Here is a 12631-nt window from a genome sequence, read left to right on the forward strand (position 1 = left end):
CAAACGACCTCTACGAGGACCGATGAATCCTGTCGTACTGATCGCCGAAGAACTCGCCCCCGCCGCCATCGAGGTGCTCGCCCACGACTTCGACGTCCGTCACGTCGACGGCACCGACCGCCCGGCCCTGCTCTCCGCGCTCTCCGAGGCCGACGCGGTGATCGTGCGCAGCGCCACGCAGATCGACGCCGAGGCGATCGCCGCCGCCCCGCGGCTGAAGGTGGTCGCCCGGGCCGGTGTCGGCCTGGACAACGTCGAGGTGCCGGCCGCCACCGCGCGGGGCGTCATGGTCGTCAACGCCCCCACCTCCAACATCGTCTCCGCCGCCGAGCAGGCCGTCGCGCTGCTGCTCGCCGTGGCCCGCAACACCGCCAGCGCCAGCGCCGCGCTCAAGGCCGGCGAGTGGAAGCGGTCCAAGTACACCGGCGTCGAGGTGCAGGGCAAGACCGTGGGCGTCGTCGGCCTCGGCCGCATCGGGGTGCTCTTCGCGTCCCGGATGGCCGCGTTCGGCACCCGGCTGATCGCGTACGACCCCTACATCCAGCCGGCCCGCGCCGCCCAGCTCGGCGTGCGCCTGGTCGGGCTGGAGGAGCTGCTGCGGGAGAGCGACTTCATCTCGATCCACCTGCCGAAGACCCCGGAGACCGTGGGCCTGATCGGCGAGAAGGAGCTGTCGATCGTCAAGCCGGGCGTGCGGATCGTCAACGCCGCCCGGGGCGGGCTGGTCGACGAGCAGGCCCTCGCCGACGCGATCGCCGAGGGCCGCGTCGGCGGCGCGGGCGTCGACGTGTACGCCAAGGAGCCGTGCACCTCCTCGCCGCTGTTCGCCTTCGACAACGTGGTGGCCACCCCGCACCTGGGCGCGTCCACCGCCGAGGCGCAGGACAAGGCCGGCCTCGCCGTGGCCAAGAGCGTGAAGCTGGCCCTCCAGGGCGAGTTCGTGCCGGACGCGGTCAACGTCCAGGCCGGCGGCGTCGTCGCCGAGGACATCCGCCCGCTGCTGCCGCTGGCCGAGAAGCTGGGCCGGGCGTTCACCGCCGTGGCCGGCGGGGTGGCCGCCAGCGTCACCGTCGAGGTGCGCGGCGCGGCCGTCGCCCACGACGTGTCGGTGCTCAAGCTCGCCGCGACCAAGGGGCTGTTCAGCTCGGTGGTCGAGGAGCAGGTCACCTACGTCAACGCGCCGCACCTGGCCGCCGAGCGGGGCGTCGAGGTCAACCTGGCCAGCCAGGCCGAGACGACCGACCACCCGACCCTGGTGACGGTCCGCGGCGCGCTGCCCGACGGCCGCACGGTCAGCGTGTCCGGCACGGTCGCCGCGGCGGGCGCCCGCGACGTGCTGAAGCTGACCGAGGTGGACGGCTTCGACGTGGAGATCGGCGCGGAGGGCATCCTGCTCTTCCTGCGCTACGTGGACCGCCCGGGCGTGGTCGGCACCGTCGGCACCCTGCTCGGCGAGGCCGGCATCAACATCGCCGCGATGCAGGTGGCCCGCCGGGAGGCCGGCGGCGAGACCCTGATGACCCTCACGGTCGACCAGGCCCTCGGCGCCGACCTGCTCACCTCGGCGGCCGACTCGATCGGCGCGACCGCGGCGAGCGCCGCGGACCTGCGCGACGAGTAGGCTCCGTCCACCGTGGACCGTCGCGCACGGTCCACCTGGGACGACCGCGGGGCCCGGCCGGATCGGCCGGGCCCCGCGTCGTGTCGGACGGCGTCGGATCGTGTCGTGTCGTTCGGGTGGGCGGACGGGAGCGGACGGGTCAGCGCCGGGTGCGGGCGGGCGGCGGATAGACCGAGCCGTCCTGGTAGTCGAAGAGCATCAGGTCGTACTCGCCGGCCAGCCGCTCGATGTCGAGCAGCACCTGGTCCTCGCAGGCGGGGTTGAGGTTCATCTCGATGTGGTCGTTCGCCGCGTGCAGCGGCACGACCTCCCACGGTGAACCCGGGCCGGCCGGCCGGTCGGGATAGCTGGCCGTGATCGCCCGGTAGAAGGCGACGACCCGCGGGTCCGGGTAACGTTCGCCGTGCTGCCCCTGCCGGCACCGTTGCACCGCTGCCCGCACGTCCGCGGGCGTGGCCCCGTCCGGGAGGGCCCACACGCTCAGATCGAAACTCACGGCGGACAGCGTGCCATCTTGGGCCCGGGAAGTCACCGCGACCCCACCGCAGGTGAACGGGGAAAGTTCCGAACGTCCCTCCTGGACGGTCCGCTGTGGAGACTCTTGCGTCGAGTTGCGTCGATTCGCTAGCGTACTCGTGCGGTCACTGGCTGAGTTCGGTCGTCGGCCCGTCTTCGGGTGGCGTGGTCTGACCTCGGGCCCGGCCGGTCCCGCACCCCTCGATTGCGCGAGCCACGCGCACTCGTCGCTGATCGGCCCCCACGGTCGTTGCCGAGACCGTGGGGGCCGATCGCCGACCACCCGGCGGCCGGGATGCGAAAGCCGGCCGGCGCGGGTGGCGGCGGCCCCGCGACCGGTGGGTCGTGCCGGTTCACCCGGCGGCGGGCCCGGCGTCGAGGCCGGCGTCGAGGCCGGCTCAGCGCCGGCGGTGGGCGAACAGCGCCCGGTAGTCCGATCCGTTGCGGAACCAGGCCAGCCCCGCCGGGCCGGCGGCGTAGAGCGCGGTGGCGTAGGCGTCGGCCACGGCCAGGTCCGGGCCGATCACGGTGGCCGCGTCGAGCTGGTCGGCCGGCTCCCCGGTGTGCGGGTCGACCACGTGTCCCCGCCGGCCGGTCACCCCGGAGGTCCCCACCGCACCGGCCGTCATCTCCAGCGCCAGCGGGGCGCGCCGGGGGTCGGTCGGGTGGTGCACCGCCACCCGCCACGGGCCGCCGTGCGGGGCGTGGCCGCGGACGACGAGGTCGGCGCCGGCGACCACGGCGTAGTCGTGGATGCCGGCGGCGCGCAGCCGGGCCGCGGCCCGCTCCACCGCCCAGCCGCCGAGCAGGCCGCCCGGGTCGAAGCCGCCGGGCACCGCCCACGCGTCGAACCAGCCGTCGGTGGCCGCTCGCATCGCGGCGCACCGGTCGACCAGGTCGGTCAGCGGCGCGTACGACTCGGGGCTGATCTCTCCCCGGCGCAGCCGGGAGACCAGGCTGTCGGGGCGGGTCGGGCTGTAGGTGAGGTCGACGGCGCGCAGCTCGGCGACGGCGTCGGCCAGCGCCTCGCCGACCCCGCGCCGGCCCAGCCAGCTCGGGGCGTTGAGCAGCAGCGAGTATTCGGCGGCGCCGGTCCGGACGGTGTGCTGCACGGCGATCCGGTCGACGGCGGCGCCACCGGCGGGGTCGAGGCGGTGGCTGCGGGCGCCCAGCCGCAGGTCGGGGCGGCGGCTGGCGAAGGCCGACTGGTCGACCCAGCGGGTGCGCGGCTGTTCGTCGACCCAGCGGTGCCGGGGCTGCTCGTCGATGCGCATCCTGCCGCTCCTTCGCTGACGGTGCCGCGGCACCGCGGCGACCACCCGTCCGGGCCCCGGGGACCCGTTCGCCACCCACCCTAGGCAGGGAAGTTGACCGCATCATGAATCTCACCTGGGAGCCTGCTGTGCATTCCGCTTTCCCGAATTGTGGAAGGCTCGTACCGGGAGGCGGGACGGGGTCGTACCGTTGGGCGGAGACGACGAGGCGAGGGAGCTGAGGACGTGGCACGCATCGCGGTGGTGGCCGGTGACGGGATCGGACCCGAGGTGGTCGCGCAGGCCCTCAAGGTCGTCGACGCGGTGCTCCCCGGGGTGGAGACCACCGCCTACGACCTCGGCGCGGCCCGCTACCACCGCACCGGCGAGGTGCTGCCGGAGTCGGTGCTGACCGAGCTGGCCGGGCACGACGCCATCCTGCTCGGCGCGGTCGGCGACCCGACGGTCCCGCCGGGCGTGCTGGAGCGGGGACTGCTGCTCAAGCTCCGCTTCGCCTTCGACCAGTACGTCAACCTGCGCCCCTCCCGGCTGTGGCCGGGCGTGGCCGGCCCGCTGGCCAGCGTCAAGCCCGGCGAGGTCGACCTGGTCGTGGTCCGCGAGGGCACCGAGGGGCTCTACGCCGGCGCGGGCGGCTCCCTGCACCGGGACACCCCGGCCGAGGTCGCCACCGAGGAGAGCCTGAACACCCGGCACGGCGTGGAGCGGGTCATCCGCGACGCGTTCGCCCGGGCGGCGCGCCGCGAGCGGCGCAAGGTGACCCTGGTGCACAAGACCAACGTGCTGACCCACGCCGGGTCGCTGTGGGCCCGCGCCTTCGAGGCCGTGGCCGCCGAGCACCCCGACGTCGCCACGGAGTACCAGCACGTCGACGCCGCCGCGATGTTCCTCGTCACCCAGCCCCAGCGCTACGACGTGGTGGTCACCGACAACCTCTTCGGCGACATCCTCACCGACATCGCCGCCGCCGTCACCGGCGGGATCGGGCTGGCCGCCAGCGGCTGCATCAACCCGTCCGGGGCGTACCCGTCGATGTTCGAGCCGGTGCACGGCTCCGCGCCGGACATCGCCGGCCAGGGCGTCGCCGACCCGGTCGCCGCCGTGCTCTCCGCCGCCCTGCTGCTCGACCAGCTCGGGCACGCCGAGGCCGCCGCCCGGGTCACCGCCGCCGTCGGCACGGAGCTGGCCAACCGCACGGCCGGCGTACCGCTGCGCACCGCCGAGGTAGGCGACCGGCTCGCCGGCTACGCGGTGGCCTGAGCCGCCGGGGCCGTCGCGAGCACCCGGTGACCGGCCGGCACCGCCGGCACCCTGTCGGAGGCCACCGCCCGTCGGTTGGCGCTACCCGCTGAACGAGCGTTCGGGGTAGGTTTCTGGCAGCACTTTTCCCCGGCGTGCGGTCCCGCGCGCCGTCGTTCCCCAGGGAGGCACGCGCGATGAGCGGTGGTGACATGCTCGACTTCGAGATCCGTCCGAATCCCACGCCGGTATCCGCCGTCGAACGGGCGGCCCTGCTCGCGGCCCCGGGGTTCGGCCGCGTCTTCACCGACCACATGGTCACGATCCGCTACGCCGAGGGCAAGGGCTGGTACGACGCCCGGGTCGAGGCGCGCGGGCCCATCCCGATGGACCCGGCCTCCGCCGTGCTCCACTACGCGCAGGAGATCTTCGAGGGGCTGAAGGCGTACCGGCTCGCCGACGGGTCGATCACCATGTTCCGGCCGGAGGCCAACGCCGCCCGGTTCGTCGACTCGGCCCGCCGGATGGCGATGCCGGAGCTGCCGCCGGAGCTGTTCGTCGACTCGCTGCGCCAGCTCGTCGACATCGACCGGGACTGGATCCCAGAGGGCGACGGGAGCAGCCTCTACCTCCGCCCGTTCATGATCGCCAGCGAGGTCTTCCTCGGCGTCCGGCCGTCCAACGAATACCTCTACGTGGTGATCGCCTCCCCGGCCGGGTCGTACTTCTCGGGCGGGGTCAAGCCGGTCACGGTCTGGGTCTCGCCGGACTACACCCGCGCCGCCCCCGGCGGCACCGGCGCGGCCAAGTGCGGCGGCAACTACGCCGCCTCGCTCGCCGCCCAGGCCGAGGCGATCGAGGCCGGCTGCGACCAGGTCGTCTTCCTCGACGCGGTGGAGCGCCGCTACGTCGACGAGCTGGGCGGGATGAACGTGTTCTTCGTCTACGACGACGACACCCTCGTCACCCCGCCGCTGACCGGCACCATCCTGCCCGGCATCACCCGGGACGCGCTGCTCACCCTGGCCGCCGAGGCCGGCCACCGCGTCGAGGAGCGGCCGCTCAGCTTCGCCGACTGGCAGGCCGACGCGGCCAGCGGCCGGCTGCGCGAGGCGTTCGCCTGCGGCACGGCGGCCGTGATCACGCCGATCGGCCGGGTCAAGTACCCCGACGGCGAGTTCGCCGTCGCCGACGGCGGGCAGGGCCCGGTGACCACGGCGTTGCAGCAGCGGCTGGTCGACATCCAGCGCGGCCGGGCCGCCGACCCGCACGGCTGGGTCACCCGCCTGTAGGTGCAAGGAAGGGCCCCTTCTTAACGCCTGGCGTAGAGAAGGGGCCCCTTCTCACTCCCGCCGGAGCGGGGGTGGTGCGGCTCAGGTCAGCAGGTGCGCGCGGAGCGCGGCGAGCTGGGCGTCGGTGACGCCGGCGTGCCGCAGGTAGCCCTCCGCCGAGCCGTGCCCCTCCCGCAGCTCGGCCAGGAACAGCGTCATCGCCTCGGCGGGCGAGGCCAGATAGGGCGCCGGCAGCTCCCGGGCGTCCGGCATCGTGGCGGCCACCCAGGCGCTGAACCGCTGCGACGCCTCGGTGCTCAGCGCGTAGTCGGCGGCGATGTCGGCGTCGCTCACGCCCAGCGCCGACAGGGTCAGCGCGCAGACGATGCCGGTGCGGTCCTTGCCGGCCACGCAGTGCACGACGACCGGCTCGGCGGCGCTGTCGGCGATCAGCCCGACCGCCTCGGCGAGCCCGGCCGCGCCGGTGCCGGCGAGGTCGGCGTACCGGTCGGCGAGGAAGCGGGCGAGGCTGGCCCCGGGCTCGTACTGGGCCTCCGCCCAGTCGGCGTGCTCCGGGTGGATGTGCCGGTAGGCGAGCCCGGGCAGCTCCGGCACCCGGCCGTCCCGGGCCACCTCGGTCGGGCGGCGCAGGTCGATCACGGTGCGCACGCCGAGGGCGACGAACGCGTCCCGGTCGGGGCCGTCGATGCGGTGCGGGGAGTCGGAGCGGTAGAGCCGGCCCCAGAGGACCGTGCGCCCGTCGCCGGCCGGGTAGCCGCCGACGTCGCGGAAGTTGAACAGGGCGGTGAAGGGGATCCTGCGCTTGTCCTCGGTCGCGTCCACGCTGACACGGTAACGGCCGGTGGGTCGGAACCCCACCGGCCGTCACGGCGGGCGGTGGCCGTCGCAATGAGCGCCGCCGGGCGCGGCGAGCGGTGGCCGGCGTGGCGAGCGCCGCACCGGCACCGCCACCACGGCGGGCGGCGGCTCAGCGGGCCGTGCCCGGGGGCAGGTTGCCGTAGCTCTCGTCGTAGTAGCCGCCGAGCCGGTCGCGGAACGCCGGGTCGCCGTGGCTGTCCTCGTCGTATTCCGGGGCGGCCTTGATCTGGTCGCGCTCCCGGTCGACGTGCACGGTGCGGGCGTCGTGGTCGACGTGGTTGACCGTGCCGGCGGGCAGCATGACCTTCCTGCCGAAGATCCAGGGGCCGGTGTCGACCACCAGGTAGCTGCCGCCGACCTCGTGGCTCGCGCTGTCGATCTTGCCGATGCCGCCGTCGGTGGCCTCGACGTGGTAGCCGACGAGGTCGGCGTCGGCGACCGAGGGCCGGTCGCGGTAGCTCCACGGGTCGAACGCCCCGGCGGGGGCGCCGCCGGCGATCGCGCCCTGGTCGCCGTGCCGCATCGGGTCGGGCGTGCCGGTGGCGGCGTGCGGGTCGAGCCTGTCCATGGGTGCTCCTGCCCCGACCGTCGTGGTCGTCTCGGAGGGATCGTCTCGGCGGGGTCGTCCCCGAACGACCACCTACCCGGGCCCCGGGCCGCCTACACGCCGGCCCCTCGCCGGGCCGCCTACACGCGGACACCCGCCGGGCCGCGGGGTGCGGCGCCGGCGGGTGTCCCGGGCGTACGGCTCAGGCGAGCGCGGCCTGCGCGTCGAGGGCCACGGCGGCGGCGTGCACGACGGCGGCGATGCGCAGCCCCTCGTGCACCTGCTCCCGGGTGAACCCGGCGGCGCGCAGGGTCTTCTCGTGCGACTCCAGGCAGACCCCGCAGCCGGTGATCGCCGACACGGCGAGGCACCACAGCTCGAAGTCGCCCTTCTCCACGCCCGGCCGCGCGATGATCTGCATCCGCAGCCGAGCCGGCATCGACGCGTAGTTCTCGTCGCCGATGAGGTGCTTGGCCCGGTAGTAGACGTTGTTCATCGCCATGATCGTCGCGGCGCCCTTGGCGGCCTCGACCGCCTCGGCGGTGAGGTGGCCGGCCGCCTCGGCGGCGATCTCCCGCAGCACGACCGGGTTGCGGGCGGCGACGGCGCAGGCCAGCGCCGTGCCCCACGCCTGCTCCGGCTTGAGCGTGGAGGCGCCGACGGTGGAGCCCAGGTTGAGCTTGATGTCCTTGGCGTACTCGGGCAGGGCCGCCTTGATCGCGTCGAGGCCCATCGTCAGGCCCCGACCCCGGCCCCGGCCCCGGCGAGCAGCTTGGTGGCGTCGAGGGTGTCGCCACCCTTGTTCCAGTTGCACGGGCACAGCTCGTCGGTCTGGAGGGCGTCGAGCACGCGCAGCACCTCGGAGACGTTGCGGCCGACGGAGCCGGCGGTCACCATGGCGAACTGGATCTCGTTGTCCGGGTCGACGATGAAGGTGGCCCGCTGGGCCACGCCGTCGGCGCCGAGCACGCCGCAGGCGTCGGTCAGCTCGCGCTTGATGTCGCTGAGCATCGGGAACGGCAGCTCACGCAGGTCGGGGTGGTCCTTGCGCCAGGCGTAGTGGACGAACTCGTTGTCCACCGACACGCCGAGCACCTGGGCGTCCCGGTCGGCGAACTCGCCGTTGAGCCGGCCGAACTCGGCGATCTCCGTCGGGCAGATGAACGTGAAGTCCTTCGGCCAGAAGAAGACCACCCGCCACTTGCCCTCGTACGACTTGTGGTTGATCGACTCGAACGCCCGGTCGGCGTCCAGCGAGACGCAGGCGGTCAGCTCGTACTCGGGAAAGCGGTCACCGACAGTGAGCACGGGGTCCTCCTTGACAGCGGCACGGGGCCGGTAACTTGATCGGTTCCAGATACTGCCGCAGCGGTGTTTCGGCTCGATAGCGGCCGGATGACTTGTGAAGTCGATCACCGACGGCGCGTTCCGCCCCGGGTGGGGCCCGCCCTGCGGTATGCAACCCTCCGTGACTGTCCCGGTATGTGGATTGTTCCTCCCGAAACCCGGGTGCGGGTGGCAGAGTGGCGACCGTGACCAGCACCGTCGCCATTATTGGCAGCTAGCGCGCCCGGCAACCGACTCGCCGAGCGCGCAGACCTCCCGCATCCGCGGGGGGTCTTTTTGTTGGTCCCCCCTCCGCCACCGCACCCCGTCCCGTCCGTGCCCGAAAGGACTCCCCATGACGTTCCAGCTGTACGACACGACGCTGCGCGACGGCGCCCAGCGCGAGGGGCTCACCTACTCGGTCGTCGACAAGCTCGCCGTGGCCCGGCTGCTCGACGAGTTCGGGGTGGGCTTCATCGAGGGCGGCTGGCCGGGCGCGGTGCCCAAGGACACCGAGTTCTTCCGCCGGGCCCGCACCGAACTCGACCTGAAACATGCCCTGCTCGTGGCGTTCGGGGCCACCCGCAAGGCCGGCGTCGCCGTCGCCGACGACCCGCAGGTGCGGGCGCTGCTCGACGCGCAGACCCCGGCCGTCGCGCTGGTCGCCAAGGCCGACCTGCGGCACGTCGAGCGGGCGCTGCGCACCACCGCGCAGGAGAACCTGGCGATGATCCGGGACACGGTGCGCCACCTCGTCGCCGAGGGGAGGCGGGTCTTCGTCGACGGCGAGCACTTCTTCGACGGCTACCGCAACGACCCCGCGTACGGCGCGGAGGTCGTGCAGACCGCCCTGGCCGCCGGGGCCGAGGTGATGGTGCTCTGCGACACCAACGGCGGCATGCTGCCGTCCCACGTGAGCGCGGCGATCGCCGACCTGACCGCCCGCACCGGGGTCGACCCCGCCCGCCTGGGCATGCACGCCCAGAACGACACCGCCTGCGCGGTGGCCAACACCATCGCCGCCGTCGAGGCCGGCGTCCGGCACGTGCAGGGCACCGCCAACGGCTACGGCGAGCGCCCCGGCAACGCCGACATCTTCGCCGTCGCCGCCAACCTCCAGCTCAAGCTCGGGCTGCCGGTCCTACCGGAGGGCTGCCTGGAGCAGATGGTGCGGGTCTCCCACGCCATCGCCGAGATCGCCAACATCGCCCCCGACACCCACCAGGCGTACGCCGGGGCCGCCGCCTTCGCCCACAAGGCGGGGCTGCACGCGAGCGCGATCAAGGTGGATCCGCTGCTCTACAACCACGTCGACCCGACCGTGGTGGGCAACGACATGCGGATCCTGGTCACCGAGATGGCCGGCCGGGCCAGCGTCGAGCTGAAGAGCCGCGAGCTGGGCCTGGACCTGGCCGGCCATCCGGAGACCCTGTCCCGCGTGACCAGGCGGGTCAAGGAGCTGGAGGCCGGCGGCTGGTCCTTCGAGGCCGCCGACGCCTCGTTCGAGCTGCTGGTCCGCTCCGAGCTGCCCGACGCCGCCCCGGCCCGGCCGTTCGCCCTGGAGTCCTACCGGGTGCTGGTCGAGCACCGGGAGGACGGCTCGGTGGTCTCCGAGGCCACCGTCAAGATCCGGGTACGCGGCGAGCGGCTGATCGCCACGGCCGAGGGCAACGGCCCGGTCAACGCCCTCGACGAGGCGCTGCGGGTCGGCCTGTCCCGGCACTACCCGGAGCTGCGCGACTTCGAGCTGGCCGACTACAAGGTGCGCATCCTGGAGGGCAGCCACGGCACCGGCGCGGTGACCCGGGTGCTGGTGGAGACCGCCGACGGGGCGGGCCGCGACTGGACCACGGTCGGCGTGCACCCCAACGTCGTCGAGGCGTCCTGGCACGCCCTCGTCGACGCCCTCACCTACGGCCTGGACCGCGCCCGCGTGTAAGGAAGGGCCCCCTGTTAACGCCTGCGGTAGAGAAGGGTCCCCTTCTCACCACCGCAGGCGGCGCGGCGCGGCGCGCGGCGGGGCGGCGCGGGGCGGGGCGGCGGGGCGGCTCAGGCGGCGGGCAGGCGCAGCTCGGCGAGGACCGCGCGGTGGTCGCTGCCCGGCACCGCGTGCACCGACACGGACCGGACGGCGATCCGCCGGTCCGCCAGCACGTGGTCGATCGTCACCGGCGGGATCGGGTCGCCGTCGTACGGTCCCCAGGTGCCGACGAGCCCGGTGCCGGTGGCGTCGGCCGCGTCGACGTACCCGGTGGCGAGCAGGTCGCGCAGCGGGGCGTGGTCGAGGGTGGCGTTGAAGTCCCCGGCGAGGATCGACAGCCCCGCGTCGGGGGTGGCCGGCGGCTGCGCCGCGAGGTCGGCGCGCCAGAATCCGACCTGGTCCAGCGCGTACGGGGCCGACGGGTGGACCGACTCGACCCGCACCGGCGGCCCGCCGGGCGGGGTGATCGTCCCGTACGCCTGGGTGAAGCCCCAGCCGCTGCGGTGCTGCCGGATGCCGCCCCCGGCGATCGGGAAGCGGGCGTAGAGCCCCGAGCCGACGGTGCCGACCTGCGGGTTGAGCTGCCGGTGGGGCAGCAGGGCGGCCAGGCCGAGCCGGTCCAGCTCGGCCGCCGCGCCCGGGGTGAACTCCTGCACGGCCAGCACGTCGACCCGCAGGTCGCGCACCAGCCCGACGACGGTGCCGGCGTCGGCGGCGCCGGCCAGCAGGTTGGCGGTGAGCACCCGCAGCGTCGGCCCGCCGGCCGGCGGCTGCGTCGACGGCACGGCCCGGGGCACGACCACGGCGATCAGCGCCGCCGCGACCAGGGCCGCGACCGCCGCCGGCCAGCGACGCCGCAGGGCGAGCGCGAGCAGCAGCGGCACGGGCGTCCAGGCGGCGACGTACGGGGTGAAGGCGACCGCCTGCACCGCCGGTCCCCGTTCGAGGCCGGGCATGCGCACCGCCGCCCACACCAGCCCGGGGGCGACGGCGAGCCAGCACAGCCAGGCCCGGATCCGGGCGGCGCGAGCGGCCGGTCGGGCGGGGGCGTCGGCGTGGGTGAGCACGTCGACACCGTAGCGGCAGGGCGCGACCGGCGACGCCGCCCGTGCCGGATCGGCGGGCATCGTGAATTGTCGAGCGTTCATGTTTCGCAATTTATGGGCCGGGCTGGAACAGTCTGAAACGCCGCCTTCCGCCATTGACCCCGCGCTTTGGCCGGTGCTACTTTCCACCTGGTTCCAGCCCCGATTCTCAGGGAGTAATAGCTGCTCAAGGCGGGTGTGGATGCTTCTTCAGCCGGCTTGACGGTGGTCGCTTCAGCGACATTTTTCGGTGCTGGCAGGCTCGGATAAAGCCGGCTCGTTGTTTCGCGGGCCGGTCGTGTCGACACGGTCAACAAGGGGGACCTGTCATGGCAAGAATCATTTCCCGTAGGGCGGTCGCGGTCACGTTCGGCGCGCTGGTGCTGACGCTGGCCGGCGGCGGGATCGCCGCCGCCCAGACCACCACGGCGGCCCGGCCCGCGGCCCAGACCGGGCAGCCGGGCGGAAGCGCCGTCGCGCCGTCCGGACAGCCGCAGCCGACGGTGGCCGAGGCGGCCGCGGCCAAGGCGGCGATGAAGAAGGGGGTGAGCCCCTCCTACGTCAACGGCTCGACGTCCTTCGCCGTCGTCAGCAGCGCCGGCACCCTGCTCCGCTCGCGGGACGCCGTCTCCGCGACCAAGTACGGCCCCGGCCAGTACCAGGTCATCTTCAACCGCAGCCTGACCAGTGCCGCCTTCGTGGCCACCATCGGCACCACGGACTCGTGCTGCATCCCGCCGGCCGGCGAGATCTCGGTCGCGCCGCGGCTGGCCACGCCGAACGGGGTCTTCGTGCAGACGTACGACTCCACCGGCGCGCCCGCGGACCGGCCGTTCCACCTGGCCGTGTTCACTCCCTGACCCTGTACCGCCCGGCGCGGGTGCCGGCCCCGGTG

Annotated in this window: 12 protein-coding genes; 5 read left to right on the plus strand and 7 right to left on the minus strand. The window is 74.0% G+C overall.

Annotated elements, in window-relative coordinates; all coding sequences use genetic code 11:
- Nucleotides 1-22: 22 nt before the first annotated feature.
- A complete protein-coding gene (gene serA, locus O7633_RS27825; RefSeq protein WP_074473764.1) occupies nt 23-1621 on the plus strand; it encodes a phosphoglycerate dehydrogenase in 1599 nt (532 codons plus the stop codon).
- A 139-nt stretch (nt 1622-1760) separates the two neighbouring features.
- Here serA and O7633_RS27830 read toward each other — a convergent pair whose 3' ends face one another.
- Nucleotides 1761-2117, minus strand: coding sequence for a hypothetical protein (locus O7633_RS27830; protein ID WP_176734805.1), 357 nt, complete (start codon nt 2115-2117; stop codon nt 1761-1763).
- A 418-nt stretch (nt 2118-2535) separates the two neighbouring features.
- Nucleotides 2536-3411, minus strand: a complete 876-nt coding sequence (locus O7633_RS27835) for an FAD:protein FMN transferase (RefSeq protein WP_278132836.1) — start codon at nt 3409-3411, stop codon at nt 2536-2538.
- A gap of 225 nt (nt 3412-3636) precedes the next feature.
- On the opposite strand from O7633_RS27835, the gene O7633_RS27840 reads away from it, so the two are divergent.
- The gene (locus O7633_RS27840; RefSeq protein ID WP_282324518.1) at nt 3637-4668 is read left to right on the plus strand and encodes a 3-isopropylmalate dehydrogenase; all 1032 of its coding nucleotides are present in this window, start codon (nt 3637-3639) and stop codon (nt 4666-4668) included.
- Between the two features lie 176 nt (nt 4669-4844).
- Nucleotides 4845-5939, plus strand: a complete 1095-nt coding sequence (locus O7633_RS27845) for a branched-chain amino acid aminotransferase (protein WP_282324519.1) — start codon at nt 4845-4847, stop codon at nt 5937-5939.
- An 81-nt stretch (nt 5940-6020) separates the two neighbouring features.
- Here the strand turns inward: O7633_RS27845 and O7633_RS27850 are convergent, their stop codons facing one another.
- The 4 genes from O7633_RS27850 to O7633_RS27865 form a co-directional block, all read right to left on the minus strand.
- Nucleotides 6021-6761, minus strand: a complete 741-nt coding sequence (locus tag O7633_RS27850; RefSeq protein ID WP_282324520.1) for a tyrosine-protein phosphatase — start codon at nt 6759-6761, stop codon at nt 6021-6023.
- 145 nt (nt 6762-6906) lie between these two features.
- Entirely contained in the window at nt 6907-7365 is a 459-nt protein-coding gene (locus O7633_RS27855) for a hypothetical protein (RefSeq protein ID WP_074473770.1), read from the minus strand.
- Between the two features lie 181 nt (nt 7366-7546).
- Nucleotides 7547-8077, minus strand: coding sequence for a carboxymuconolactone decarboxylase family protein (locus O7633_RS27860; protein WP_178063759.1), 531 nt, complete (start codon nt 8075-8077; stop codon nt 7547-7549).
- A 2-nt stretch (nt 8078-8079) separates the two neighbouring features.
- Complete coding sequence (locus O7633_RS27865; RefSeq protein WP_282324521.1) at nt 8080-8652, minus strand: peroxiredoxin; 573 nt, start codon at nt 8650-8652, stop codon at nt 8080-8082.
- Nucleotides 8653-9025: 373 nt separating this feature from the next.
- On the opposite strand from O7633_RS27865, the gene cimA reads away from it, so the two are divergent.
- On the plus strand, nt 9026-10609 hold the full coding sequence (gene cimA / locus O7633_RS27870) for a citramalate synthase (protein ID WP_282324522.1): 1584 nt from the start codon (nt 9026-9028) through the stop codon (nt 10607-10609).
- Between the two features lie 110 nt (nt 10610-10719).
- On the opposite strand, the gene O7633_RS27875 is transcribed toward cimA, so the two are convergent.
- Nucleotides 10720-11607: an endonuclease/exonuclease/phosphatase family protein gene (locus tag O7633_RS27875; RefSeq protein ID WP_282328663.1), complete on the minus strand. Its 888-nt coding sequence runs from the start codon at nt 11605-11607 to the stop codon at nt 10720-10722.
- A gap of 458 nt (nt 11608-12065) precedes the next feature.
- On the opposite strand from O7633_RS27875, the gene O7633_RS27880 reads away from it, so the two are divergent.
- Nucleotides 12066-12596, plus strand: coding sequence for a hypothetical protein (locus O7633_RS27880; protein ID WP_074473773.1), 531 nt, complete (start codon nt 12066-12068; stop codon nt 12594-12596).
- Nucleotides 12597-12631: the final 35 nt, after the last annotated feature.

This window comes from Micromonospora sp. WMMD712 (assembly GCF_029581295.1).
In the GTDB taxonomy this organism is placed as follows: domain Bacteria; phylum Actinomycetota; class Actinomycetes; order Mycobacteriales; family Micromonosporaceae; genus Micromonospora; species Micromonospora carbonacea.

Bases quoted from the DNA above. Each gene is read 5' to 3' on its own strand.
- O7633_RS27860 (WP_178063759.1), bottom strand. From the start codon at position 8,077: ATGGGCCTCGACGCGATCAAGGCGGCCCTGCCCGAGTACGCCAAGGAC.
- serA (WP_074473764.1), top strand. From the start codon at position 23: ATGAATCCTGTCGTACTGATCGCCGAAGAACTCGCCCCCGCCGCCATC.
- O7633_RS27835 (WP_278132836.1), bottom strand. From the start codon at position 3,411: ATGCGCATCGACGAGCAGCCCCGGCACCGCTGGGTCGACGAACAGCCG.
- O7633_RS27875 (WP_282328663.1), bottom strand. From the start codon at position 11,607: ATGCCCGGCCTCGAACGGGGACCGGCGGTGCAGGCGGTCGCCTTCACC.
- O7633_RS27845 (WP_282324519.1), top strand. From the start codon at position 4,845: ATGAGCGGTGGTGACATGCTCGACTTCGAGATCCGTCCGAATCCCACG.
- O7633_RS27855 (WP_074473770.1), bottom strand. From the start codon at position 7,365: ATGGACAGGCTCGACCCGCACGCCGCCACCGGCACGCCCGACCCGATG.
- O7633_RS27880 (WP_074473773.1), top strand. From the start codon at position 12,066: ATGGCAAGAATCATTTCCCGTAGGGCGGTCGCGGTCACGTTCGGCGCG.
- cimA (WP_282324522.1), top strand. From the start codon at position 9,026: ATGACGTTCCAGCTGTACGACACGACGCTGCGCGACGGCGCCCAGCGC.